Origin of the sequence: uncultured Microbacterium sp. (genome assembly GCF_964244775.1) — a bacterium.
GTDB lineage: Bacteria > Actinomycetota > Actinomycetes > Actinomycetales > Microbacteriaceae > Microbacterium.
This window is the reverse complement of sequence record NZ_CAXTJR010000004.1, coordinates 173,833-196,717: the sequence shown is the minus strand read 5'-3', so window position 1 is coordinate 196,717 and position 22,885 is coordinate 173,833. Positions and strand designations below refer to the sequence as shown.

The following is a 22,885-nucleotide window of genomic DNA, read 5'->3' as shown; positions in this document are numbered from 1 at the left end:
GAGGGATCCGGCGGCGAGCCGCCGTTCGGGTGTTACAGGTCAGCCCAGAACCTTGGCCAGGAACTCCTGGGTACGCGGATGCTGGGGGTTGTTGAGAACCTCGTCGGGTGTGCCCTGTTCGATCAGGTGTCCGTGGTCGAGCAACACGATGCGGTCCGACACTTCGCGGGCGAAGCCGATCTCATGGGTAACGATGATCAGCGTCGTGCCGAGCTGGGCGAGGTCGCGGATCACATCGAGCACCTCGCCGACGAGCTCGGGGTCCAGCGCACTGGTGGGCTCGTCGAACAGAAGCACCTTGGGCTTGAGCGCCAGCGTCCGGGCGATCGCGACGCGCTGCTGCTGTCCGCCGGAGAGCTGCCGCGGGTATGCGTCCGCCTTGTCGGCGAGGCCCACCCGCTCAAGGAGCCCCAGGGCGAGTTCTCGCGCGTCCTCTTTGCTCAGCCGCTTCAGGGCGATCGGCGCCTCGGTGATGTTCTCCAGTGCCGTCAGGTGCGGGAACAGGTTGAAGTTCTGGAACACGATTCCCACCTGAGTGCGGCGCTGGAGGATCTCGCGCTCGGGCAGCTCGTACAGCTTCTCGCCGCGCAGTTCGTAGCCGATGAGCTCGCCGTCCACGGTCACCGACCCACTGTCCACGCTCTCGAGGTGGTTGATCGTGCGCAGCAGCGTCGACTTTCCCGAGCCACTCGGGCCGAGCAGAGTGACGACCTCGCCCGGCTTGATCGTCAGATCGATGCCCGAAAGCACCTCCACTCCGGAGTAGCTCTTGTGGACGTTGTGGATCTCGACGAGACCGCGTGTGGCGGTGGGTGCGATGGTGCTCATCACAGACCCCCTTCGTTCTTCGCAGTGGCCGCTGCGGAGGCGGTCGAGCGATCGGTTTCGGCCACAGCATCCCCTGCCTGCAGCGGCTGTGGCGGTGGCGCGGGCGCGTCTCCGAGCCGTGCCCACTGGATGCCGATCCAGTGGCGTGCACGCTGCAACGGCGTCGGCGGGAGCGTGCGCACCGACCCCCGCGCGTAGTGGCGCTCGATGTAGTACTGGGCGATGCTCAGGATCGTCGTGATGATCGTGTACCAGACGACCGCGACCAGCAGGAGCGGAATCACGCGGCTGTTGCGGTTGTAGATGACCTGCACGGCATAGAACAGCTCGGGGATCGCGATCACGAACACGACGGACGCGCCCTTGACCAGGCCGATGACCTCGTTCGTCGCGTTCGGGATGATGGAGCGCATCGCCTGCGGGAGGATGATGCGGAACAGGCGCTTGCTCGCGGGGATGCCGAGCGCGGCCGCGGCCTCCTGCTGCCCCTGGTCGACCGAGATGAGTCCGCCGCGGATGATCTCGGCCGAGTAGGCGGCCTGATGCAGGCCCAGCCCGAGGATGGCCGCGGCGAACGCGCTGATCAGCTGCACGGTCGGGAACTCGACGATCCAGAAGTCGGTGGTGAAGGGCGTGCCGAGGCCGAGCGTCGGGTAGAGGTAGCCCAGGTTGTACCAGACGATGATCTGCACCACGAGCGGCACCGAGCGGAAGAACCAGATGTAGGCCCATGCGGCCGAACTCAGCAGCGACGACTTGGAGAGCCGGCCGAGGGCGAGCACCGTGCCCAGCACGAAGCCGATGATCGCGGAGATCGCGGTGATCGACAGCGTGTAGCCGATTCCGATCAGCACGGGTTCGGAGAAGAAGAACTGACCGAACGTGCCCCACATGTAGTGGTCGTTCGTGAAGAGGCTCCAGACGAACTGGGCCAGCACGAAGATGACGATCGCGGCGATGGTCCAGCGCCACCAGTGGCGCGTGTGCACGACCTTCACTGAGCCGAGGTCGACCTTGCGCCGCGTGTTCACGTTCGCGGGCGGGCTCGTGGTCTCCGGCGTCGGGTCGGCGCCCGGTTGCGCAGGAGCCTTCCCGACGGGTGCCGCGACAGTGTCGGTCATGATGCTCCTCGTGCTCGGACGGCACCGAATGTGCCGTGGACGCCAACGTAGGTGAGAGGGGGCGGCGCTCGCCCCCGTCGGATTCATACGCCGCAACACGCTGAGATACGCCGTAACAGAGCCACGAAGGCGGCAGGATGCTGCGCAGCGGCGTCATGTGACGCCCCATGTCCGCAGATCATCGCGGGCGGATCCCGCGGTGCCGGCCGGTGATAGCGTGTGCCGACATGAGCCCGATCGTCGCGCTGCTCGCGCTCGCCGCCCTGGTGCTGGCGGCGGTGCTCTTCGCGATCGTCGTGCGCCGTCGCGATGGGCGCTCACGCCACGTGCGCGTCGCCGACGCGGTCGATCCCGCCGTCGTGGGCGCCGACGCGTGGGGCGATCGCGCGACGCTGGTGCAGTTCAGCACCGAGTTCTGCGCACGCTGTCCGGGTGTCCGTCGCACTCTCGCGGCGATCGCCGACAGCCACGACGGGGTCGTGCACGTCGATGTGGATCTGACCCACCGCGCCGATCTGGCCACCCGCTTCCACGTGCTGCAGACACCGACCACTCTCGTCCTCGATCGGCACGGCGTCATCCGGACGCGGTTCGGCGGCACCGTCACGCGCGCCGCCGTCGAGGCCGAGCTCACCCGCGTCGCAGGAGGCCATGATGTCCACGTCTAGCTCGCCCGTCACCACCCGGAAGGGCATCGACCCTCGAGGTCCGCGGTTCGCCGCCGGCATCACCTCGGTACTGGTGCTGATCGCCACCTACCTCTCTGCCATCGGCATCTCCACCGCGCTCGTCGGCGGCAGCTGGGCACTGCCCAGCGCGTCGCTCGCCCAGCGCGCGAGCGACGCGGGCTTCATCCTGTTCGTGATCATCGCGCTGCTGTTCCTCTGGGCGGTGCTGTCGCCCGCGACGCAGCCCTACGGCTGGCTGTTCCGCACTCTCGTGCGCCCGCGCCTGAAGCCGCCCACCGAGCTCGAAGACCCGCGTCCCCCGAGGTTCGCACAGGGCGTCGGCCTCTTCGTGGTCACCCTCGGACTCGTCCTGCACCTGCTGGGTGTGCCGCTGGCGCTGCCGATCGCAGGTGCCGCGGCATTCATCGCCGCGTTCCTGAACGCCTCGATCGGGCTCTGCCTGGGCTGCCAGCTGTACCTGCTGCTCGCGCGCGCGGGCCTCATCGGCCGGAGCGCCCGCCCGGCCTGACCGTCTCGGAACGACGAATGGTCGGTGCGGCGGATCAGGCTTCGCGGAGGATCGTTTCGGTCACCCGAGTGCAGAACGCGAGTGCCTGCACCGGGATACGTTCGTCGGCGGCGTGGAACTCGCCGAACACATCGAACTCGGCGGGCACCCGCAGCGGGACGAAACCGTACCCGCGGATGCCGATCCGGGCCAGATGCTTGTTGTCGGTGCTCGCCGGCAGCAGGTAGGGCACGACGATCCCATCCGGGTCTTCGCGTGAGATGGCGGCCTGCAGCACATCTAGCAGCGGGGCGTCCGGCGGGGATTCGATCGCTCTGATCTCGCGGCCCCATTCGATCTCGATGTCTTCGCCGACGATCTCGATCAGTTCGGCGCGGAGCGCGTCATCCTCTCCGGGCAGAACGCGGATGTCGAGCCGGGCGAATGCCTCGGCCGGGATCACGTTGGTCTTGCCGCCGGCGGACAGCACCGTCGGTGAGATCGTGTTGCGGGTGCTCGCGCCGATCAGCGACGACACGAAACCCAGGCTGTCGAGATCGTCGTCGAGGCTCTCGTCCGTGAAGGCGAGCCCGCGCTCCGCTCCGAAGGTTTCCAGGAAGCGGGTCAGCGCCGCGGTGCGGACAACGGGGAACCGATGATCGCCCAGCGCGGCGACCGCGCGGGCCACCCGCACCACCGCGTTGTCGGGGGTGGGGCGCGATCCATGCGCTGCATGCCCGTGTGCGGTGATCGTCGCCCAGGTGACGCCCTTCTCGGCCGTCGCGACCAGGTAGGCGCGGCGATCGTCATCGATCGGGATCGAGAACCCGCCGACCTCGCCGATCGCCTCGGTCGCGCCGGCGAACAGCTCGGGCTGCTTGTCGACGAGCCATCGTGCGCCCCAGACGCCGCCGGTCTCCTCGTCGGCGAAGAACGCGAAGACGAGGTCGCGCCGGGGCACCACGCCGTCGCGCCGGAACGCGCGCGCGATGGCCAGGATCACCCCGGCGTAGTTCTTCATGTCGACGGCGCCGCGGCCGTAGAGCACGCCATCGTGGATCTCGGCGCCGAACGGCGGGTGCGTCCAGTCCTTCTCCTGCACGGGAACCACGTCCAGATGCGCGTGCACGACGAGGGCGCCGGCGGTCGGGTCCGAGCCTGCGAGCCGGGTGACGATGCTCGCCCGGCCCGGTCGCGGCTCGACGAACGTCACGTCGTAGCCGACCTCCTCGAGCTGTGCCTGGACGTAGCGAGCGGCGCGCGTCTCACCGTCGCCGATCGTCGCGGGGTCTCCGGTGTTGACGCTGTCGATGCGGATGAGTGCGCGGATGAACTCGAGCGCCTCATCCTCGAGAGCGGAGGATGCCGTCATCGTGCGCGCGTCAGTGCTGGTGCACGGGCTGCGCGTCTTCCGCGAGCTTGAAGGCGAGTCGCCCGTGCGCGTAGCCCCCGCCGGCGCGGATCGCCGTGGCGACCCATGCGGCCTCCGCGAGTTCCGCCTCGGTCGCGCCGGCCTTGACGGCGTTCTGCGAGTGCCCGTCGATGCAGTACACGCACTGGGTGGTGATCCCGACGGCGAGCGCGATCAGTTCGCGGTACTTGAGCGGAATCGCGCGTCCCTCGGGCGCGAACACCGCCGAATCGAACGCGGCGAACGCCGCGAGGATGTCGGGGGTCTCGTTCTTGTAGACCTTCGTGTAGGTCTTGTCGGCCGCGCGGTCGAAGTATTCGGACATCGTGCTCTTTCCTGGATGGGGTGTTCCTCACGCTAACCGGACTCGCGCGGTGCGCGGGTGCTTCATGACGCGAGACGTCATCGAACCTCACCACGGGCATCAGTCGTGGGATGCTCGTGCGCGAACGAAGGGGGTGCCGCGTGGCACAGGGATTCGAGACACGACAGATTCATGCGGGTGCGGTGGTGGATGCGCAGGCGGGGACGCGCATCACCCCCATCTACCAGAGTGCGGGATACGTCTTCGACAGCTTCGACGACGCCGAGGCGCGATTCGCGGGCGGCGGAGACCGCCTGGTCTACTCGCGGCACAGCAACCCGACGAACGCCGTCGTGGAGCGCCGGATCGCCGACCTCGAGGGCGGGTCCGGTGCCCTGCTCACGGGCAGCGGTCAGGCCGCCATCTTCTCGACGCTGTACTCGCTGGCGAGCGCCGGTGACCACATCCTCGCCACCGCAAGCCTGTACGAGGGCACGAAGCAGCTGTTCCGCAACAACCTCGCGCGTCAGGGACTGCAGTTCACGTTCGTGGATGCCGAGGCCGATGACGACGAATGGGCGCGCAGCTTCACGCCCCGCACGAAAGCGGTGTACACCGAGACGATTCCGAACCCGAAGAACGACGTCCCGGATCTCGAGCGTCTGGCGCGGATCGCGCACGCCGCCGGCGTACCCCTGGTCGTCGACAACACCGTCGCCACGCCGTATCTGAATCGGCCGATCGAGTGGGGCGCCGACATCGTCATCCATTCGACCTCGAAGTGGCTCGCCGGTCACGGCTCGGTCATCGGCGGAGCGGTCGTGGACGCCGGGCGGTTCGACTGGGCGGCGCATCCTGAGAAGTTCCCGCAGCTGCATGCCGTACCTCGCCCGGGCGTGCGCAGCTTCGTCGAGGTGTACGGCACGCGCGCGTTCCTGCCCTTCGCCCTGACTGTGGTCAACGATTACGGCCCGACCGTCCCGCCGACGAGTTCGTTCCTGCTGCTGGCCGGCATCGAGACGCTCTCGCTGCGCCTCGAGCGGCATGTCGCCAACGCGCAGCGCGTCGCCGAATGGCTCGAGGCCCATCCCGACGTCGTGAGCGTCGACTACCCCGGCCTGCCGAGCAGTCCATGGCATGAACGCGCGCAGCGTCTGCTGCCCAAGGGCTCCGGTTCGGTGCTCGCGTTCGAGCCGCGCGGGGGACGGGATGCTGCGCGCACCCTGCTGGATTCGCTCCGGCTCGTGAGCCAGATGACCCACATCGGCGATGTGCGCAGTCTCGCGATCCACACCGGCAGCACGATCCACGGCAGGCTCTCCGAGGCCGATCGCCTCGCTCTCGGGATCACGCCGGGGCTGATCCGCCTCTCCGTGGGGCTCGAGACCGTCGACGACATCATCGCCGACCTCGATCAGGCGCTGCGCCTCGCGCACGCCTGAACGCCAGGGCGGTGGATCGCCCGTAGGCTCGCGCCGGCTCACGTCGCCGAGCGCGTCTGCGTCAGGAGTGTTCGATCCTGGAGTGGTCGCCGAGGTGGTGCCACTGGCGATTCACGTAGACGAGTCCGCGGCCGGAGTGCGTCTCAGGCACGTTGACCTGGATCGCATGCGCGACGAACACCGTCGATCCGCCCGCGTCGAAACGGTTGAGGACCCGCGCCCTGATCCACCGCGGGACGCCGTGGAACACCGGCTCTCCGGTGACCAGCCGGGTCCAGGCATCCTCGTCCGCGAAGCGGTCGATGCCACTCGTCGCGCCGAGTCTGGCGAGCGGCAGGTGGTCGGCTTCCAGCAGGTGGACGACGACGGTCTCGGCGGCCGAGAGGGTGGGTGCGCTCGAGGAGAGCGCCGAGACCGAGAACACCAGGAGGGGCGGGTCGACGCTCACCGACGCCACCGATGTCGCGGTCAGGGCCACCGGCCCGTCGCCCGCGTCGGCGGTGATGAGCGCCACACCGCCGGGGTGCTCGCGGAAGGCGCTCTTGAAGTCATCGGCCGAGACGATCCCGAATGAACGGCTGGATACGGGCGCGGGATGCTCCGCGGGGGCGTCCGAGGTCGTGCCGTGCGTCATGATTCCTCCGTCAGTCGATACATTCTCCAGCTTGCTGCCCTGCGCGGGGCTCGGCGACCACGTCCGTCATGTGAGTTCACACACGACTGCCGTCCTCATCGGCGGGAGCGATCCGCTTTCTCCATCGATCCTCGCAAATGTTGCGGCGCGTCTCGCCGGGTTGCACCATGTTTCATCCACACGCGACAGAGCTGTGCAGATCAACGACAGTCGAGGTATGGCCCCCCTCATCAGCGCCGGCGATCTGGCGGAGCGCGTGCGCGCGGGCGCCGTGCGCCTGCTCGACGTGAGGTGGCGGCTGGATGCTCCCGAGGGCCGCCTCGCGTACGTCGCGGCGCACCTGCCCGGGGCCGTCTACGTCGATCTGGAGAGCGAGCTCGCGCGGCGCGGGCACCCCGAACTCGGCAGCTATCCGCCCCCCACCTTCGCGCAGCTCGAGCGATCGGTCAGGCGCTGGGGGATCGACCAGGGTGATCTCGTCGTGGCCTACGACGACAACGATGGTGTGCCGGCTGCGCGAGCGTGGTGGCTGCTGCGCAGGCAGGGAATCGAGGTCCGGGTGCTGGACGGTGGCCTGCGAGCCTGGGTGGCCGAAGGCCTCCCGATCGAACACGGTGATGTGGCACCGCCCCTGGGAAACGCGACGATCTCCGAGCTCGATCCCGGCATAGCGTCCATCGACGACGCCGCCCGCGCCCCGCGGCAGGGGTACCTCATCGACGTGCGTTCGCCCGAACACTACCGGGGGCGTGCGCCAGGGCGCGATCCGGTCGCGGGGCACATTCCCGGCGCGATCAACCTGCCGACCATCACGCACATCTCGCCCACCGGTGTCCTCAAGTCGCCGGACGAGATCCGAGCGACCGTCGCAGCGGCCGGAATCGACGCCGACGCCGACATCGTGCTCTACTGCGGCACCGGAATCGCGTCGGCCCACTCCGCCCTCGCCCTTGCGTCCGCCGGCATCGAGAGCCGGATCTTCACAGGGTCCTGGAGTCAGTGGGCGCTGCTGTCGAGTCGTCCGGTCGCGGTCGGCTCCCGGCCCGCCGCCGCGCTCCGCGGCTCATGAGTCTGACCCGGCGACAGCCTGCCCGAGCCGGGCGAGACCGGCCAGCACGATGTCCGAGACGAGGCGGGCGTAGCGTCCGTCGGGGTCCAGATCCGGATCGAGGATCGTCACCGACGCTCCGACCGCTGCTGGCGCGAGCCGCTCGAGCAGCGCGATGAGCTGGTCGGCGTCCAGGCCGCCGGGGTCGGGACTGTCGACGGCGGGCAGCACGGTCGGATCGAGGATGTCGAGATCGACCTGGAGCCAATAGCCCGCGCCCGCCACGGCCCGCACTCTGGCCGCGACCTCCACCGGTCCGATCGTGATCGCCTCTCGGGCCGGCACGACCAGTCCCAACAGGCGCGCCGCCTCGGCCGCCTCCTCATCGTCGTCGCGGTGCCCGATGTGCACCGCGCGATGCGGCTCGAAGTATGGTCCCAGCCCATCGATGTCGGAGATCGCCGGCCAGTGCAGGCCGACGGCGGCCGCCAGGTCTTCGCCCGCCACGCTCGCGCATTGGTCGCTGTTGCCGGGATGCCGGAAGTCGGTGTGACCGTCGACATGCACCAGCCCCGCCCGGCCGCGGGCCGATAGAGCGACTCCGATGCCCACCAGGATGCTGCAGTCTCCGCCGAGGACCAGCGGCGTGTCACCGGCATCGAGGATCCGGGTGAGGCGTTCGGCCAGGCGACGCGCGTGCTCGACCAGCGCCGACTCGTTGCGCACCATCCCGGGCGCGCGAGCCCGGTCATCGTCGACGTAGCGGCCGGCGAGCACGACACCTGCGTCCCGAGCATCCCGAGCGCTCCATCGATCGAACAGGCCCGCGTCGCGAAGGGCTTCCGGTGCCTTGCCGGCGCCGGGCACACCGCCGGGCTCGGGCGGCCTCAGGCCGAGGTTGCTGGGGGCCGACAGGATCGCGATCACGGTCTCTGCTACCCCGTCGCGGGCGTGCGCCGCAGGAAGTCGGCGAGCGTGAGCGGCGGCACACCGGTGATGTCGAAGATGTCGGTCGTGACCTCGGCGAACTCGCCGCGCGCAATGGCCGTATAGGTGCTGACCCACGCGTCGTTCTGCCAGTCCGGTGCGTTCCACTTCGCTCGCGACGCGTACGCCTCGTCGATGGTCTCGTCGTAGAACGTGACCGGTCGCCCCGTCTCGCGGGCCACCACGCCCGCGACCTCGTCGAGCGTCAATGCCTCCGAGCCCGTGAGCGTGTAGGTCGCGCCGTCGTGCGCGGCCGGATCGAGGAGCACCCGCGCGGCGACGCGCGCGATGTCATCGCGCGCCACCGCGGCCACGCGACCCGTGCCCGCAGGGCCGCGGATCACGCCATCCTCGCCGACGAGAGCGGGAAGGAAGTCGAGGTACAGGCTGTCGCGCAGCATCGTCCAGCGCATTCCCGACGCCTTGATGTGCTCCTCGGTGGCGTAGTGGTCGCGCGCGAGGGTGAAGATCGAGTCAGGCGCAGCGCGCTGGAACGAGGTGTAGACGATGTGCTGCACGCCGGCGTCGCGCGCAGCATCCACAAAGGTGAAATGCTGCTCGAGTCGGTCGGCGCTTTCTGCGGCCGAGACCATGAACAGCACCTCGATACCCTCGAGAGCGGATGCTGCGGCCGCCGCGTCGCCGTAGCTGCAGGCGACCGCGGTCGCACCGGCCAGGTGCGGCGCCCGCTCGGGGTTTCGGGCCAGCAGCCGCTGGGCCGCACCGGCGGCCGACAGCAGTGCGGCGACCTTCGAGCCGAGCACGCCGGTGCTCCCGGTGATCGCGAGTGGCGGAGTGCTCATGGAAACCCTCTTCGAAGCGGTGGGCGGAATGCGACGGGACGGCCGGAGTCTAGCCCGCACCGACGACAGTCCGGGCGTTGCGGCTTCGTTGCACCGCGAGCGATTGTGGCCCGGGCGCCGCGGGTTCTTAGACTCGAGCACGGTGCTGACGGCGTCGGCAAATCATCACGACAGGACAGGACTCCCATGCTGCAGCGACTCCGCTCGAATCGCGACAACCTGCACCTCGCCCTCATGCTGGCGCTGACCTTCTCCACCGGTGTCGTCGACGCGGTCGGCTATCTGGGCCTCGACAAGGTGTTCGCCGGCAACATGACCGGGAATGTCGTGATCCTCGGCATGGCGCTGGCCGGCGCGGACGACCTGCCCTGGGTGGGCCCGCTGCTCGCCCTGTTCGCCTTCATGCTGGGCGCCGCGATCGGGGGACGGGTCCTGCGTCCTGTCGATGCGGGCTGGACCACTCGGACGACGTGGCTCTTCACCGCCGTCGGCATCCTGCTCACGGGCCTCGCGATCACGATGTTCATCCTCGGCGGAAGGCCGCCGCAGCCGTGGGAGCTCGTGGTCACCGTCTTCCTCGCCGCGGCCATGGGTCTGCAGGCGGCCACCGCCCGGCACATCGCGGTGAAAGATGTCACCACCGTGGTGGTGACCTCCACGATCACGGGCTTCGCCGCCGATTCGCGACTGGCGGGGGGGAAGGGTCAGCCGTGGTTCCGCCGCGCAGCGGCGATCATCCTGATCGCGACCGGCGCGGGCGTGGGCGCCCTGCTGCTGATGGCGCACATCGCCTGGGGGGTCGCGCTCGCGGCGATCATCACCCTCATCGCCGCGCTGCTTGGCCACGTCGCCGCGCACGTGAAGCACGCAGCGCCACTGGAACACTCCGCTTAGCGCTTTGCGGGGCGAAGCGGGGGTCGACGATCCGGTCGGTCGACATGAAGACACCGCCCCGCTCCCGTGTGTGACATCAGCGGCGACTGAACGCGGCCGCGACCTCGTCGAGTACTGATTCGTCGCCCGCGTACAGCCCGTCCTCGCGCGGCCAATGCGCCACCACGTCGGTGAACCCGAGCGATGCCGCGCGCTGCACCGAGTCGTCGTAGGCGGCCGCGCTCTGGAGCGAATAGAACGACTCGGTGTCGATCGACAGAACGCGGGCGACAGCATCCTGCCTCCCCGATGCGCGGTACTCGTCGTCGAAACGGCCGGCGAGCTCGCCCACTTTCGCCCACCACGCTTCGCGGTCGGTCTCGTCGGGGCCGGTCGTCACCCACCCCTGTCCTCGGGTGGCGGCGTACCGGATCGCCTTCGGCCCATTGCCCGCGACGAGCAGCGGCATGTGCGGCCGTCGGGTCGGCGCCCCGACCATGCGGGCGTGGTGGGCGGTGTACCAGTCGCCCGAGAACGAGATGCCCCCCGATCCCGGCTGCTCGAATCGGAGCAGCGCGTCCAGAGCATCGACGAACTCCACGAACCGCGCGTGGCGCTCGCGGGGCGAATACTCCTGCTGCCCGAGCACGAAGGCGTCGAACCCGGTTCCGCCCGATCCCACTCCGACCAGGAGCCGCCCGCCTGAGATGTCGTCGAGCGTCGCGAGCTCTTTGGCGAAGGGAACGGGATGCCGGAAGTTCGGGCTCGCCACGAAGAACCCGAGCCCGATCCGCTCGGTGACGACGGCAGCGGCGGTCATCGTCGGTACCGTCGCGTGCCACTTCTGATCGGCGAGACTCCGCCACGACAGGTGGTCGTACGACCACGCGTGGTCGAATCCATAGTCTTCGGCCCCGCGCCACCGCCGGGCGGCGGCCGGCCAGTCCTCCTGCGGCAGAATCACGATTCCATGTCTCATGCCGCCACGCTACGCGGCCGAGCGGTACCCATGCTCACGCAGCGCGCCAGTGCTCTCGCTGAAGTGGCGGGGGCGGGTCCCACGCCCATTTCCACGCGGCTTTCGTCGGCATGGCGACGGCGGCGCCTCGACCGGGCGGGTGCAGGAAGAACTCCTCATGCCCGACGCGACTGATCCGCCAGCCCTGGTTGTGCAGCGTCATGTGGTGGTGCCGGCAGAGCAGGAGGCCTCTGTCGACGTCTGTTCTGCCGCCGGCGGCGTAGGGATCGATGTGGTGCGCCTCGCAGTACGATGCGGGGCGGGTGCAGCCGGGCCATCGACACCCGCCGTCGCGCGCCACGAGGGCGAGGCGTTGCCGCGGAGTGAAGTTCCGATGCTCACGCCCGGCATCGAGTGGATTGCCGCGGTGATCGGCGGTGATGTGCACCGTGCCCGCGACGCAGACGTTGCGGTCGACGACCGATCCGGCAAGGGCGTCGCCTCCGTCTTCGGCGTGCCCGGTGGCCAGAAGTCGCCCGAAAGCGTCGCGCGGGCCCGCGAGGTCGTGCACCGTGAGGACACGCACGCCGGGTTGCCGCGCACCGAACACGTCTGCCGCCGCCGCGAGGGAACCCGCGCGAAGGACGTCCATGATCAGGTCGTAGGAGAGCTGCTCATTCGACCGCGGGTCGTCGCGCAGCTTCTCGGCCGCAGCGCGCTCGTCGCTCGTCACGAACCGGGGTCCGCCGCGGCGCGGGCGCAGCGCGGCGTCGAGCATCGCATCCACCCACAGACCCATCTCGTCGTCGTAGACGATGTGCGCGTGACGCTGCCCGTCACCGTCGGTCCACCGTCGGTACGACCGATTCTCGTACCGGCGCGCGAACCGCGCCTCCGCGCCGGTCGGGTCGAGGAGGTCGCGCACGATCCGCGCCCGCTTCGCGAGTTCTTCCACCGGCATCCCGGACGCCTCCGTGACGAGGCCTCTCGCCGCCAGCATCCACGCTTCGTGCACTGCGGCGGGATCGACTGAGGTCTCGCCGCCGGCAGTCTCGCCCCTGCCGGCATCGCCCACATCGCCAACGGCGGGCTCGCCGAGACCGCCGCGGATCGCATCGTGCTGCGCCGACGTGAGCACGCCCGCGAGAAGTGCCGCGCGCAACGGTTCGTGCCACGGCGGCGCCGCGGGGATCGCCGCCGCAGTGCCATCGACCGGCGGCCGCGACGCGCCGACCTCCTCGCCCACGCCCTCCAGCAGCGAGACCCCGACGCGCACCTGCCGCGTCGCGTCGGCCTTCGTGCCGCCCGTGATCGACTGGATCAACGACGCCGGGCTCGCGTGCCCGTGGACCCCCGCCAGCCCGACCTGCCCGTCGTCGCGTCGCGAGCGGTGCGCGGCGACGCCGGCGAGCACGGCCTGCAGACGGGCCGCGTCATTCGCGAGCTCCGCAGCCATCCCCAGTGCGCCCACGACCGACTCGTCGCTGAGTCGTAGCGCGCACGTGGGCAACGATGCCGCCTCGACGTCCAGCTCATCCCACGCCGCAAGCGCGTCGATCCGCTCGCGCATCACCGTGAGGATGTTCATACCTCTATGATGCAGGGGGCCTCAGACATTCAAACCTAGCTACGGCACGCTGTGTACCGATTCGCGGCGAATCGCCCTGGGGAGGAACGGCCGATCAGATCTCGACGCGCGACCCCATCAGGATGGTGCGGTCCGGCGGGAGGTCGAAGTACTGGGCGGCGTCGGCCGCGCCGCGCGACGTGGCGATGAACAGCGGCTTGCGCCACCGGGCGAGCCCAGGCGCCTTGCCGCGGTGCAGATCGATCGTGGAGAGGAAGTACGACGCATCGTCGAGCTCGATCGGGATCTCGAGACCCTCGGGGTCGAGCATCCCGAGCGTCTTGGGCACATCAGGGCGTTCCATGTAGCCGAACTTCGCGCGCACGAGGATGATGCCGTCGTCGGTGTGGTGCAGCGCATCAGTGGTGATCCGCTCCTCGGGCGGCACGGTGGGAGTCTGCGCGGTCTCGATCGAGAGGATGATGACCTTCTCGTGCAGTGAGCCGAGGTGTCGAACCGTCGACTGCATGGCCAGCGGCGTGGTCTGGGTGCCGCGGTTGAGGTACACCGCGGTGCCGGGTACGCGCACGACCGGAAGGGTGCGGTCGTGAAGGGCATCGAGGAACTCGGCGAGCGAGCCTTCTTGGTTCTCACGCCGGGCGGTCACGAGCTTCCGCCCCCGGTACCACGTCATCAGGATGATGTAGGTGACCACCGCGATCGCCAGCGGCAGCCACGCGCCGTGCGTGATCTTGGTGAGGTTCGCGGCGAAGAACAGGCCCTCCACCGTGAGCAGCGCCCCGCCGCCGGCGATCACGAGCCAGAGCGGCGCGCGCCACGATTCGCGCACGTAGTAGAGGAACAGCGTCGTGGTGATGATGATCGTGCCGGTGACCGCCGTGCCGAACGCGTAGGCGAGGGCAGCCGACTCGCGGAACGAGAGCACGAGCACGATCACGGCGATCAGCAGGATCCAGTTGATGAGCGGCACGTAGATCTGACCGATCGTGCGCGCCGAGGTGTGCTCGATGCGCAGGCGCGGCAGGTAGCCCAGTTGCACGGCCTGCCTGGCGACCGAGAACGCGCCGGTGATCACCGCCTGCGAAGCGATCACCGTCGCCGCGGTGGCGAGGATCACCATCGGGATCTGCAGGGGTCCCGGGATGAGCAGGAAGAACGGACTCTGCACGGCCTCGGGATCATTCAGGATCAGCGCGGCCTGCCCGAAATAGCTGAGCACGCACGTCGGGAACACCAGGATCAGCCAGGCGCGGGCGATCGGCACGCGGCCGAAGTGGCCGAGGTCGGCGAACAGCGCCTCGGCACCGGTGATGGCCAGGACCACCGCAGCCAGCGCGAAGAACGCGACCGACGGATTCGAGACCGCGAAGGCGATCGCGTACGTCGGCGACAGAGCGAGGAGGATCTCGGGCTCACGCGTGATGCCGAGGATGCCGAGGGCCCCGATCGCGACGAACCAGGCGACCATGACAGGGCCGAAGAGCCTGGCCACGGCGGCGGTGCCGAACCGCTGGAAAGAGAACAGGATGACGATGATCACGATCGTGATCGGGATGACGAAGTCGGCGAGCGGGGGAGCGGCGACCCTGAGGCCCTCCACCGCGGAGAGGACCGAGATGGCCGGCGTGATCATGCTGTCGCCGAAGAACAGGGATGCCCCGAAGATGCCGAGTGCGACCAGGATGGTCTTGGTCCGGCGACTGCCGGCGACGGTCTTCTGCCCGACGAGCGTGAGCAGCGCCATGATGCCGCCTTCGCCCTCGTTGTCGGCGCGCAGGATCAGCGCGACGTACGCGATCGTCACGATGAGGGTGACGGACCAGAAGATGAGGGATGCGATCCCGTACACGTTCTCCGCAGACACCGGCACCGGGTGCGGGTCAGCGGGGTTGAAGACGGTCTGGATCGTGTAGATCGGACTCGTGCCGATGTCGCCGAACACGACTCCGAGCGCACCGACGACCAGCAGTGTCTTGGCGAACCTTCGCGTTCCCGGAGCAGCCACCCACACAGTATGGCGCCGCGGATGCCGCGCCCCGCGCACAGCCCGCAGGCGGAGGGTGTGTCCCGCCGCGACCGGGTCAGCGCTTGAGTGTGCTCAGCGTCTGCTTCGCCTGCTTCTCGACGAGCACGGCGATGAAGTCGCGGACGTGCGCATCGCTGACTTCGTTGTACGCCTTCGTGACGACATCCCGCACCGCCCTGGGCGGAACCTCGGGGAACCGGGCGCTCAGTCGTTCGACGATCTCGTCGATGGTCGCGGCCTCGTCAGGCGCAGTTGTTGTCATGTTTCATCTCCGGGGCGAGCGTCGCGGACAGTCGGGTCCGCTCTGGGAAAACCATAGTCGGCGCGCACCGGGGCGCCGGGCTCCTAGTCGGTCGCCCGTAAAGGGTAGGGCTCCCGCGGAGCCGAGTCCAGGGCGGTGACGCCGAACGGGCGCGCGCGCATGCTGGGATCCCCGGCCTGAGGAGGCACCGTGTACTTCCACCTTCAGAGTCTCATCAATCCCATCGAGCAGGACGAGCCGGATCCCGCGGCCGCCAATGCGCTGCAGGAGGGTCTCGGCGGGCAGTTCGGCGAGATGCGCACGATGATGCAGTACCTGTTCCAGAGCATCAATTTCCGTGGTCCGGCGGCCAAGCCCTACAAGGACCTGATCCAGGGCATCGGCACCGAGGAGATCAGCCACGTCGAGCTGATCGGCACGACCATCGCGCGCCTGCTCGACGGCGCTCCGGACTACCACGGTCGCAAGGGCGACCCCATCGACAAGCCCGGCGTCGACGGAGCGACCCCCTTGAGCATCGCGCTGGATCACGGCAACATCCACCACTACCTCGTCGGCGCGCAGGGAGCACTGCCCGTCGATGCGGCCGGCAACCCCTGGTCGGGCAGCTACGTCTACAACTCGGGCAACCTCGTCCTCGACCTGCCGTACAACCTGATGCTCGAGTCGACCGGCCGGTTGCAGAAGTGCCGCCTCTACGAGATGACCGACAACAAGACGGCACGCTCGACGATCGCGTACCTCATCGTGCGCGACCAGGCACACGAGAACGCATACGCCAAGGCGCTCGAGACGCTCGGGGTGAACTGGAAGGGCACTCTGCCGATCCCGAAGACCAACGCCGAGCGGTTCCCTGAGGTCAAGCGCCTCGTCGACCTCGGCCTGCAGAGCAAGCAGTTCTCCTTCGACCTCGGCGACCAGTCCGAGGCTGGGAAGATCTTCCAGGGACTGTCGCCCTCGGGAGACGGCACCGACCTCGATGCCAGCGAGCAGGCGCCCGAGGGTGTGCCCATCGAGATCGCCCCGGAGCGGCGCGAAGAGTTCTCGCCGGGTGCCGACAAGGAGCTGACGGCCCTCATCGAGGCCACCGCGGCGATGGAGATGGCGGACATCGAGGCCACCTTCGGACGCCTCGGCTGAGGGCCGCGGCACGGCGTGGGGCCGTGGTCAGCGCGGCGTCAGTCGTCGGAGGGCGTCAGTCGTCGGAGACGGTGACGTTCACCACGATGTTGCCGCGCGTGGCGTTGGAGTACGGGCAGACCTGGTGCGCAGCATCCGCGAGTTCTTGGGCGGTCGCGTGGTCGAGCTCGGGGATGACGACTTCGAGGTCGACGGCGAGCTGGAAGCCGCCGTCGTCGTTCGGGCCGATGTGCACGCGCGCTCCGACGGTCGAGTCGGTGAGGGTGATCTTGCGGGCACGGGCCATCCCCTGGAGCGCAGAGTGGAAGCACGCCGCGTAGCCGGCGGCGAACAGCTCTTCGGGGTTCGCGCCTTCGCCCGAACCGCCCATCTCCTTGGGGGGCCGCATCTCGAGATCGACCTGACCCGAGATGCTCTTGACGTGGCCGTCGCGCCCGCCGCCGGTGGAGAGTGCTTCGGCGGTGTAGAGGGTGTTCATTGCTGCCTTTCGGATCGATTCTCAGGCGCCGACGAGCTCGTCGGTGCGACGGCGGGAAGCCGTGAGCTGTGTCATGTTCTCGGCGATGCGGTGGAGCTTCGCAAGCAGTTCGCCCACCTCGCCGCGTTCGAGCCCGTACTCGGCCGAGAGGCAGTCGACATCGCCTCTGGCCGTCGCGAGGACGCCGTGTCCGGCATCCGTGATCAAGACGTTCACGACGCGCTCGTCGTCGCGGTGGCGTTCTCGCGTAAGTAGGCCTCGCGCCTCGAGGCGCTGGAGGAGCGGCGACAGGGTGCCCGAGTCCAGATGCATCGCCTGGCCGAGCTCGCTGACGGTGGAACCAGGGGAGCGATGCAGTGACACCAACACGAGGAACTGCGGGTAGGTGAGGTCGCTCTCGGCGAGCACCGCCCGGTACGCCTGCGACACCGCGCGAGAGGCGGCGTAGAGCGAGAAGCACACCATCTCGTCGAGCACATCCGTTTGCATCTCACGAATATTGCACACAATTGAGTTGTGCACAATGCAATGCGCAGCCGGCGCCGCGCATCGCCCTTTCCGCACGCCTCTCGGTGGCAGCCTGAGCCCGGCGGGCCCAGGCCTGCCACGGGAACTTCAGGAGCGACGTCGGGCGGCGCCGTTGCGGCCGCGGACGAAGCCGTAGACGAGCAGGACGATGATCGCGCCGATGACGGATCCGATGATTCCCGCAGGCTGGAAGAAGCCGTCCATCGCGTCATGCTGGAAGAGCAGGTAGCCGAGGAAGCCACCGACGAACGAGCCGACGATGCCGAGGACGATCGTCATGAGAACGCTCATGTCCTGCTTGCCGGGGATGACGGCGCGGGCGATGAAGCCGGCGATGAGGCCGATGACGATGATGCTGACGATGAGACCGAGCATGGTGTTCTCCTTGGGTTGGGGTCACCGACGGTGCCGACCGACGCATTCTTGAGCGCCGCTCGGTTGAGGCAACGGACCGACTCAACCACCCCTGAGGGGGTGCCGATACACCCCTGGGGGTGTAAAGCTGGAGCATGCTCTCCTCCCCGCCACCTCCTGTCACCGTGGCGTTGATCGACGACTACGACGTCGTGCTCACCGGCCTGGCGCACATGTTCGACGACTACCGCGATCGTGTCGTCGTCGCTGAGATCGACGCCCACACGCCGATGGATGACCGGGTGGACGTCGCGCTCTACGACTCATTCGCGCAGCCGGAGTCCGACCACGTCGAGATCGCGGCTCTCGTCAGGAATGCTCGTGCTCGGCGAGTCGTGGTCTACACCTGGAACTTCCACCCCGACCTGATCGATCATGCTCGTCGTCAGGGGGTGCACGGGTATCTGTCCAAGACTCTCACCGCGCCGGAGCTGGTCGCGGCCATCGAAGCCGTCCATGCTGGCGAGACGGTCATCAGTGACCAGGGTCGGCGTGCACCGAGTGCACCCGGTCTGGAGTGGCCAGGCAGGCGCGAGGGGATCACCGATCGGGAGTCCGAGATCCTGGCCCTCATCACCCAGGGCAAAAGCAACGCGGAAGTGGCACGCTTGACGTATCTCAGTCCCAACACGGTGAAGTCCTACATCCGATCCGTCTACCGGAAGATCGGCGTCGCGAGCCGCACGCAGGCGGTGCTATACGGGATCGGTCACGGATTCGCGCCGGACACTCACCGGATCGACCACTGGCTCGGCGGGCCGTGATCGACCTTCATCGCGGTTCTCATCGCTCTGGCGCTGACCGGCTGGATCTCAGGGCACCTCGGCGGCAGCTCGAAACGCACGTCGATCCTCCGCGTCGTGATCGGCGGGGCGATCGCGCTCGCCGCCACCTACGGTATCGGATCGCTTCTAGGCGCCAGCGGAATCGTCTAGCGCCATCGGTCATCGCTTTGTAATCCCCCTTGCTCGGTGAGACCGCCGGCGGGTGACAGCCTGAAGATGTGAATTCGCAGAATGCAGTGCACACGTCGATCGCGGTGATCGGGGGCTCAGGGCTGTACCAGCTCTTCGAAGGCGCCGACACCGAACAGATCCACGTGCCGACTCCGTTCGGAACCTCGGTGGTGCTCACGCAGGGATCGCTCGGTGGCCGCAAGGTCGTGTTCCTGCCGCGGCACGGAAGCGATCACTCGGTACCGCCGCACGCGATCCCCGCACGCGCGATGATCTGGGCTCTCGCCGCTTCCGGCGTGACGACGCTCATCTCCACCGCCGCGGTCGGCTCGCTCAACCCCGCTCTGCCCGTCGGCACGATCGCGCTGGCCGACCAGCTCGTTGATCGCACCCATGGCCGTGAGGATACGTATTTCGACGGGTCGGTCGTGAGGCACTTGCCGTTCTCCGACCCGTTCGGCTCCGGTCTCCGCGCTCTCGCGGTCGCCGCGTGCCCCGATGTGGTCGACGGGGCGACGGTCGTGGTCGTCCAGGGGCCGCGGTTCTCGACCCGCGCAGAATCGCAGCTCAACCGCGCCGCCGGCATCGACCTGGTCAACATGACCCTTTATCCGGAGGCCGCTCTCGCCGCCGAACTCGGCATCGACATGGTGGCGCTCTGCGTGGTGACCGACCTCGACAGCGGCGAACGACAGGAGGATGCGGTGACCGCCGACATCGTCTTCGCCCGGCTCGCGGAGGCTCGTCCGCGCATCGTCTCCGCGATCGAGCGGATCGTGCAGGCAGTGCCCGCAGACTACGTGCCGCGGGAGCTGATCGACCGGGCCGCCGTAGTTGAGGTGCTCGGGGCCGAGGTGCGATGACCCGCCTGCTCGTGACCGGAGGGGCCGGCTTCATCGGCTCGCGCATCGTCGCGGCAGCGATCGCCCGCGGGTGGCGGGTGCAGGTCATCGACGCGCTCTCACCCGCCGTGCACCGCAATGCACCCTCGCTGCCTGCGGGGGTGGAGCTCGTGCAGGCGGACGTCACGAATCCCAGAGCCTTGGATGACTGTCTTTCCGGCGTCGACGCCGTCAGCCATCAGGCGGCCAAGGTGGGCATGGGGCTCGACTTCGCCGACGCTCCCGACTACGTGCACGCCAACGTGCTCGGCACCGCCGAACTTCTCGCCGCGATGACCAGGGCCGGTGTCTCTCGGCTCGTGGTCGCATCGTCGATGGTCGTCTACGGCGAGGGCCGCTATCTCGGCTCGGGGTCGGAGGGTCGCGCCCGCGACGTGCGTCCCGGCGCTCGTGATGAGGCCGACCTGCGCGCCGGGATGTTCGAGCCTCGCGACCCGGAGACCCGCGAGCTGCTGCGTCCGGCGCTCACCGTCGAAGACTCACCGCTCGAGCCCCGGAGCGTCTATGCCGTGACGAAGCTGGCGACCGAGCACCTCACTGAGGTGTGGGCTCGAGAGACAGGCGGGACTGCTGCTCTGCTGCGCTACCACAACGTCTACGGACCGGGGATGCCTCGCGACACGCCCTACGCGGGGGTCGCCGCGATCTTCAGATCGGCGTTGGAACGCGGTGAACCGCCACGCGTCTTCGAAGACGGCGGTCAACGACGCGATTTCGTCCATGTCGACGACATCGCTGCCGCGAATCTCGCTGCGGTCGAGTGGTCCTCCTCCGGTCGGGGCGGGCAGGCCAGACCTTTCAACGTGGGATCAGGGACGGTGTCGACGATTCTGGATGTCGCGCGTGCGCTCGCCCGTGCGCACCGCGGACCGGATCCCGTCGTCACGGGCGAGTATCGCGCCGGCGATGTCCGTCACATCACCGCATCGTCCGCCCGGGCGATAGCCGAACTCGACTGGGCGCCCTCGATCAGTCTGGCCGACGGCATCCGCGATTTCGCAACCGCGCCCCTGCGCGCCTGAGGCTACGCGAACGACTCTTCGCGGCCGCGCGTCGCGATCGGAAGGATCAGGTCGAAGCGGCATCCGCCGGGCACATTCCGGACGGTGACTTCTCCTTCGTGGGCAGCAGCGATGCCGCGGACGATCGCCAGCCCCAATCCGGCTCCGCTGGAGCGCAGCGTGTGCGCCGAGCCCGCGGACTGAGCCGGTGTCCGCGCAGACGCGCCGCGCCAGCCCGGCTCGAACACGCGATGCAGGTCGTCTTCGTCGATGCCGCCGCCGGTGTCTATCACGGTGACGGAGGCGCGTCCGTCGACCACCGTCGCCGCGACCGTGATGGGCGAGCCGGCAGGCGTGTGCTGAATCGCGTTGAGGAGGAGGTTCGATACGGCCCGGGACAGCTCACGAGGATCGGCGTGGACGATCGCGTCGCTCTCCAGACCGGCTTCGATCCGGATCTGTCGGCCGTGAGAGACGGAACGCAGGTCTGCGACCGTGTCGGAGATCACGTCGTACAGGGAGACTTCCTGAAGCGACAGGCGAAGCGTTCCCGAGTCGATCTTCGACAGCTCGAAGAGGTCGTCGACCATCGCGGACAGCCGTGCGACCTGCTCGCGCATCTGGCGGTGATACCGCTGCGGGTCTGCGGCCAGCTCGTCTTCGAGAGCTTCGGCCATCGACATGATTCCGGCGAGCGGCGTGCGCAGATCATGGGCGATCCATGCCACGAGCTCTCGCCGAGATTCATCTATCCGGTGCTCGCGCTCGCGCGACTCCGCGAGCTTCGCACTCGTGGCGACGAGTTCCTGGGCGAGGGTCCGGAACTCCGCACTGGCCTGAGGGCCCACGGCATGCACGCGCTCGCCCGCACCGATCCGTCGAGCTGCGGTGGACAGCGAACGGGCGTTCCGCACCACCACCGCGCCCAGGCCGGCGACAAGTATCAGCGAGACCACTCCCGAAATGCAGGCGACGTTGACGGCGACGGTCAGGTCGTGCGGCGAAATGTACATGAGCCACGACGCGCCGACGATGCTGAGGACGACCGACAGCAGTGCCGCGAACACGAGCACGCACACCTGGACGATGAGCGATGAGCCGCGAAGCACCCGCAGGAGCAGGACGGCCGCCGCGCCGATGACGACGGTGATCGCGAGCGAGAGACCCGCGACCTGCAGCAGATCAGGCCAGCTCATCGGAATCCTCTCCTATGTCGAGGCGGTATCCGATGCCCCAGACGGTGGTCAGCAGCAACGGGTGCGCCGAATCCGCTTCGATCTTCTCGCGCAGGCGTCGTACGTGGACGGTCACGGTCGACAGGTCGCCGTACGTCCACCCCCATACCGCCGAGAGCAGTTCCTCGCGACCGAACGCCTGACGAGGATGCTTGACGAGGAACGACAGCAGGTCGAACTCGCGGACGGTGAGGGGGAGGAGGCGCCCGTTCATCATCGCGACCCGCGCAGCGGGGTCGACGTGGAACGGCCCGCGGTCCAGGACCGGCTCGGGTGTGAGTTCGGTGAGGGAGCGGCGAAGGACCGACTGCACACGCAGCACGAGCTCTCGTGGCGAGAAGGGCTTTCCGAGGTAGTCGTCGGCGCCTGCCTCCAGCCCGCTGATGCGGTCTTCCTCGCTGTCGAGGGCGGTGAGCAGGATGATGGGGGTCGAGCTCGTGAGGCGGATGCGTCGGCACGCCTCGATGCCGTCGATTCCGGGAAGCATGCGGTCCAGCACGATCAGGTCGGGCGAGATCCGCGCTTCGGCCTCGATGGCGGCGAACCCGTCAGAGACGCGGTCGACAACGAATCCGGCGGAGCGCAGATACTCCGCGACCACTTCGGAGACGGTCGGGTCGTCATCGACGACGAGCACCCGGCGGTCGACGAGGCCCTCGTTCGCCAGAGCGCGCGCGGGTTCAGTCACCCGTTCACAGTACGCCGCACCGCGATTTGGGCGCCGGTCCGGTGGGCAGTCGTTCGCGTTCCGTAAGACTTCGGAGGCGATC

At 68.6% G+C, this 22,885-nt stretch carries 26 protein-coding genes; 10 read left to right on the top strand and 16 right to left on the bottom strand.

Translation table 11 applies throughout. The features are described from left to right. Window positions 1–39: 39 nt before the first annotated feature. Both ACFE6Z_RS09545 and ACFE6Z_RS09540 read right to left on the bottom strand, forming a co-directional pair. Window positions 40–828: an amino acid ABC transporter ATP-binding protein gene (locus ACFE6Z_RS09545; RefSeq protein ID WP_375385503.1), complete on the bottom strand. Its 789-nt coding sequence runs from the start codon at window positions 826–828 to the stop codon at window positions 40–42. Further along, window positions 828–1,949: an amino acid ABC transporter permease gene (locus ACFE6Z_RS09540; RefSeq protein ID WP_375385502.1), complete on the bottom strand. Its 1,122-nt coding sequence runs from the start codon at window positions 1,947–1,949 to the stop codon at window positions 828–830. The genes ACFE6Z_RS09545 and ACFE6Z_RS09540 overlap by 1 nt, the downstream gene beginning before the upstream one ends. A gap of 227 nt (window positions 1,950–2,176) precedes the next feature. On the opposite strand from ACFE6Z_RS09540, the gene ACFE6Z_RS09535 reads away from it, so the two are divergent. Together ACFE6Z_RS09535 and ACFE6Z_RS09530 are read left to right on the top strand one after the other, a co-directional pair. Next, window positions 2,177–2,617, top strand: a complete 441-nt coding sequence (locus tag ACFE6Z_RS09535; RefSeq protein WP_375385501.1) for a TlpA family protein disulfide reductase — start codon at window positions 2,177–2,179, stop codon at window positions 2,615–2,617. Continuing rightward, window positions 2,604–3,146, top strand: coding sequence for a DUF4395 domain-containing protein (locus ACFE6Z_RS09530; RefSeq protein WP_375385500.1), 543 nt, complete (start codon window positions 2,604–2,606; stop codon window positions 3,144–3,146). Before ACFE6Z_RS09535 ends, ACFE6Z_RS09530 begins: the two co-directional genes overlap by 14 nt. 34 nt (window positions 3,147–3,180) lie before the next feature. Here ACFE6Z_RS09530 and ACFE6Z_RS09525 read toward each other — a convergent pair whose 3' ends face one another. Beyond that, window positions 3,181–4,497 (bottom strand): M20/M25/M40 family metallo-hydrolase, encoded by a 1,317-nt coding sequence (locus tag ACFE6Z_RS09525; RefSeq protein ID WP_375385499.1) that lies wholly within the window; start codon window positions 4,495–4,497, stop codon window positions 3,181–3,183. Window positions 4,498–4,507: 10 nt separating this feature from the next. After that, the gene (locus tag ACFE6Z_RS09520) at window positions 4,508–4,861 is read right to left on the bottom strand and encodes a carboxymuconolactone decarboxylase family protein (RefSeq protein ID WP_375385498.1); all 354 of its coding nucleotides are present in this window, start codon (window positions 4,859–4,861) and stop codon (window positions 4,508–4,510) included. Between the two features lie 140 nt (window positions 4,862–5,001). Here ACFE6Z_RS09520 and ACFE6Z_RS09515 point away from each other — a divergent pair, with 140 nt between their 5' ends. Further along, complete coding sequence (locus tag ACFE6Z_RS09515) at window positions 5,002–6,282, top strand: O-acetylhomoserine aminocarboxypropyltransferase/cysteine synthase family protein (RefSeq protein ID WP_375385497.1); 1,281 nt, start codon at window positions 5,002–5,004, stop codon at window positions 6,280–6,282. 61 nt (window positions 6,283–6,343) lie between these two features. Here the strand turns inward: ACFE6Z_RS09515 and ACFE6Z_RS09510 are convergent, their stop codons facing one another. Then, window positions 6,344–6,916 carry a flavin reductase family protein gene (locus ACFE6Z_RS09510; RefSeq protein ID WP_375385496.1) on the bottom strand — a complete coding sequence of 191 codons (573 nt, stop codon included), beginning with the start codon at window positions 6,914–6,916 and terminating at the stop codon, window positions 6,344–6,346. A gap of 217 nt (window positions 6,917–7,133) precedes the next feature. On the opposite strand from ACFE6Z_RS09510, the gene ACFE6Z_RS09505 reads away from it, so the two are divergent. Further along, a complete protein-coding gene (locus ACFE6Z_RS09505) occupies window positions 7,134–7,985 on the top strand; it encodes a sulfurtransferase (protein WP_375385495.1) in 852 nt (283 codons plus the stop codon). Here the strand turns inward: ACFE6Z_RS09505 and ACFE6Z_RS09500 are convergent. After that, window positions 7,980–8,891, bottom strand: a complete 912-nt coding sequence (locus tag ACFE6Z_RS09500; RefSeq protein ID WP_375385494.1) for an arginase family protein — start codon at window positions 8,889–8,891, stop codon at window positions 7,980–7,982. The two genes, ACFE6Z_RS09505 and ACFE6Z_RS09500, sit on opposite strands and share 6 nt — an antisense overlap. Before the next feature lie 8 nt (window positions 8,892–8,899). Continuing rightward, on the bottom strand, window positions 8,900–9,754 hold the full coding sequence (locus ACFE6Z_RS09495) for an SDR family oxidoreductase (RefSeq protein WP_375385493.1): 855 nt from the start codon (window positions 9,752–9,754) through the stop codon (window positions 8,900–8,902). 186 nt (window positions 9,755–9,940) lie between these two features. Here ACFE6Z_RS09495 and ACFE6Z_RS09490 point away from each other — a divergent pair, with 186 nt between their 5' ends. Next, window positions 9,941–10,648, top strand: coding sequence for a YoaK family protein (locus tag ACFE6Z_RS09490; protein ID WP_375385492.1), 708 nt, complete (start codon window positions 9,941–9,943; stop codon window positions 10,646–10,648). Window positions 10,649–10,724: 76 nt separating this feature from the next. Here the strand turns inward: ACFE6Z_RS09490 and ACFE6Z_RS09485 are convergent, their stop codons facing one another. The 4 genes from ACFE6Z_RS09485 to ACFE6Z_RS09470 all read right to left on the bottom strand — a co-directional run bounded on the left by ACFE6Z_RS09485 (window position 10,725) and on the right by ACFE6Z_RS09470 (window position 15,461). Beyond that, window positions 10,725–11,606, bottom strand: a complete 882-nt coding sequence (locus ACFE6Z_RS09485; RefSeq protein ID WP_375385491.1) for an LLM class flavin-dependent oxidoreductase — start codon at window positions 11,604–11,606, stop codon at window positions 10,725–10,727. A gap of 34 nt (window positions 11,607–11,640) precedes the next feature. Next, window positions 11,641–13,173 carry a DUF222 domain-containing protein gene (locus tag ACFE6Z_RS09480; protein ID WP_375385490.1) on the bottom strand — a complete coding sequence of 511 codons (1,533 nt, stop codon included), beginning with the start codon at window positions 13,171–13,173 and terminating at the stop codon, window positions 11,641–11,643. Between the two features lie 94 nt (window positions 13,174–13,267). Beyond that, window positions 13,268–15,178 (bottom strand): potassium transporter Kup, encoded by a 1,911-nt coding sequence (locus ACFE6Z_RS09475; protein ID WP_375385489.1) that lies wholly within the window; start codon window positions 15,176–15,178, stop codon window positions 13,268–13,270. 76 nt (window positions 15,179–15,254) lie between these two features. Beyond that, window positions 15,255–15,461, bottom strand: a complete 207-nt coding sequence (locus ACFE6Z_RS09470) for a three-helix bundle dimerization domain-containing protein (protein ID WP_375385488.1) — start codon at window positions 15,459–15,461, stop codon at window positions 15,255–15,257. Between the two features lie 189 nt (window positions 15,462–15,650). Between ACFE6Z_RS09470 and ACFE6Z_RS09465 the strand changes: the two genes are divergently transcribed. Then, window positions 15,651–16,601: a manganese catalase family protein gene (locus tag ACFE6Z_RS09465; protein WP_375385487.1), complete on the top strand. Its 951-nt coding sequence runs from the start codon at window positions 15,651–15,653 to the stop codon at window positions 16,599–16,601. A gap of 55 nt (window positions 16,602–16,656) precedes the next feature. On the opposite strand, the gene ACFE6Z_RS09460 is transcribed toward ACFE6Z_RS09465, so the two are convergent. From ACFE6Z_RS09460 to ACFE6Z_RS09450, 3 genes are all read right to left on the bottom strand, one after another. Then, window positions 16,657–17,079 (bottom strand): organic hydroperoxide resistance protein, encoded by a 423-nt coding sequence (locus tag ACFE6Z_RS09460; protein ID WP_375385486.1) that lies wholly within the window; start codon window positions 17,077–17,079, stop codon window positions 16,657–16,659. 21 nt (window positions 17,080–17,100) lie between these two features. Next, window positions 17,101–17,568, bottom strand: a complete 468-nt coding sequence (locus tag ACFE6Z_RS09455; RefSeq protein WP_375385485.1) for a MarR family winged helix-turn-helix transcriptional regulator — start codon at window positions 17,566–17,568, stop codon at window positions 17,101–17,103. Between the two features lie 126 nt (window positions 17,569–17,694). Further along, window positions 17,695–17,982, bottom strand: a complete 288-nt coding sequence (locus tag ACFE6Z_RS09450) for a GlsB/YeaQ/YmgE family stress response membrane protein (protein WP_375385484.1) — start codon at window positions 17,980–17,982, stop codon at window positions 17,695–17,697. Between the two features lie 134 nt (window positions 17,983–18,116). Here ACFE6Z_RS09450 and ACFE6Z_RS09445 point away from each other — a divergent pair, with 134 nt between their 5' ends. The 4 genes from ACFE6Z_RS09445 to ACFE6Z_RS09430 all read left to right on the top strand — a co-directional run bounded on the left by ACFE6Z_RS09445 (window position 18,117) and on the right by ACFE6Z_RS09430 (window position 20,901). Further along, window positions 18,117–18,785: a DNA-binding response regulator gene (locus tag ACFE6Z_RS09445; protein WP_375385483.1), complete on the top strand. Its 669-nt coding sequence runs from the start codon at window positions 18,117–18,119 to the stop codon at window positions 18,783–18,785. A gap of 9 nt (window positions 18,786–18,794) precedes the next feature. Next, window positions 18,795–18,956 (top strand): VIT1/CCC1 transporter family protein, encoded by a 162-nt coding sequence (locus ACFE6Z_RS09440; RefSeq protein ID WP_375385562.1) that lies wholly within the window; start codon window positions 18,795–18,797, stop codon window positions 18,954–18,956. Between the two features lie 68 nt (window positions 18,957–19,024). Continuing rightward, complete coding sequence (locus ACFE6Z_RS09435; protein WP_375385482.1) at window positions 19,025–19,840, top strand: MTAP family purine nucleoside phosphorylase; 816 nt, start codon at window positions 19,025–19,027, stop codon at window positions 19,838–19,840. Beyond that, the gene (locus ACFE6Z_RS09430) at window positions 19,837–20,901 is read left to right on the top strand and encodes an NAD-dependent epimerase/dehydratase family protein (protein WP_375385481.1); all 1,065 of its coding nucleotides are present in this window, start codon (window positions 19,837–19,839) and stop codon (window positions 20,899–20,901) included. Before ACFE6Z_RS09435 ends, ACFE6Z_RS09430 begins: the two co-directional genes overlap by 4 nt. A gap of 2 nt (window positions 20,902–20,903) precedes the next feature. Here ACFE6Z_RS09430 and ACFE6Z_RS09425 read toward each other — a convergent pair whose 3' ends face one another. After that, complete coding sequence (locus ACFE6Z_RS09425; protein ID WP_375385480.1) at window positions 20,904–22,076, bottom strand: sensor histidine kinase; 1,173 nt, start codon at window positions 22,074–22,076, stop codon at window positions 20,904–20,906. Next, window positions 22,063–22,803 carry a response regulator transcription factor gene (locus ACFE6Z_RS09420; protein WP_375385479.1) on the bottom strand — a complete coding sequence of 247 codons (741 nt, stop codon included), beginning with the start codon at window positions 22,801–22,803 and terminating at the stop codon, window positions 22,063–22,065. Before ACFE6Z_RS09420 ends, ACFE6Z_RS09425 begins: the two co-directional genes overlap by 14 nt. Window positions 22,804–22,885: the final 82 nt, after the last annotated feature.

Bases quoted from the DNA above. Each gene is read 5' to 3' on its own strand.
- ACFE6Z_RS09445 (WP_375385483.1), top strand. From the start codon at position 18,117: ATGCTCTCCTCCCCGCCACCTCCTGTCACCGTGGCGTTGATCGACGAC.
- ACFE6Z_RS09485 (WP_375385491.1), bottom strand. From the start codon at position 11,606: ATGAGACATGGAATCGTGATTCTGCCGCAGGAGGACTGGCCGGCCGCC.
- ACFE6Z_RS09495 (WP_375385493.1), bottom strand. From the start codon at position 9,754: ATGAGCACTCCGCCACTCGCGATCACCGGGAGCACCGGCGTGCTCGGC.
- ACFE6Z_RS09540 (WP_375385502.1), bottom strand. From the start codon at position 1,949: ATGACCGACACTGTCGCGGCACCCGTCGGGAAGGCTCCTGCGCAACCG.
- ACFE6Z_RS09530 (WP_375385500.1), top strand. From the start codon at position 2,604: ATGTCCACGTCTAGCTCGCCCGTCACCACCCGGAAGGGCATCGACCCT.
- ACFE6Z_RS09505 (WP_375385495.1), top strand. From the start codon at position 7,134: ATGGCCCCCCTCATCAGCGCCGGCGATCTGGCGGAGCGCGTGCGCGCG.
- ACFE6Z_RS09450 (WP_375385484.1), bottom strand. From the start codon at position 17,982: ATGCTCGGTCTCATCGTCAGCATCATCGTCATCGGCCTCATCGCCGGC.
- ACFE6Z_RS09520 (WP_375385498.1), bottom strand. From the start codon at position 4,861: ATGTCCGAATACTTCGACCGCGCGGCCGACAAGACCTACACGAAGGTC.
- ACFE6Z_RS09430 (WP_375385481.1), top strand. From the start codon at position 19,837: ATGACCCGCCTGCTCGTGACCGGAGGGGCCGGCTTCATCGGCTCGCGC.
- ACFE6Z_RS09545 (WP_375385503.1), bottom strand. From the start codon at position 828: ATGAGCACCATCGCACCCACCGCCACACGCGGTCTCGTCGAGATCCAC.
- ACFE6Z_RS09490 (WP_375385492.1), top strand. From the start codon at position 9,941: ATGCTGCAGCGACTCCGCTCGAATCGCGACAACCTGCACCTCGCCCTC.
- ACFE6Z_RS09470 (WP_375385488.1), bottom strand. From the start codon at position 15,461: ATGACAACAACTGCGCCTGACGAGGCCGCGACCATCGACGAGATCGTC.
- ACFE6Z_RS09510 (WP_375385496.1), bottom strand. From the start codon at position 6,916: ATGACGCACGGCACGACCTCGGACGCCCCCGCGGAGCATCCCGCGCCC.
- ACFE6Z_RS09425 (WP_375385480.1), bottom strand. From the start codon at position 22,076: ATGAGCTGGCCTGATCTGCTGCAGGTCGCGGGTCTCTCGCTCGCGATC.
- ACFE6Z_RS09480 (WP_375385490.1), bottom strand. From the start codon at position 13,173: ATGAACATCCTCACGGTGATGCGCGAGCGGATCGACGCGCTTGCGGCG.
- ACFE6Z_RS09455 (WP_375385485.1), bottom strand. From the start codon at position 17,568: ATGCAAACGGATGTGCTCGACGAGATGGTGTGCTTCTCGCTCTACGCC.
- ACFE6Z_RS09535 (WP_375385501.1), top strand. From the start codon at position 2,177: ATGAGCCCGATCGTCGCGCTGCTCGCGCTCGCCGCCCTGGTGCTGGCG.
- ACFE6Z_RS09525 (WP_375385499.1), bottom strand. From the start codon at position 4,497: ATGACGGCATCCTCCGCTCTCGAGGATGAGGCGCTCGAGTTCATCCGC.
- ACFE6Z_RS09460 (WP_375385486.1), bottom strand. From the start codon at position 17,079: ATGAACACCCTCTACACCGCCGAAGCACTCTCCACCGGCGGCGGGCGC.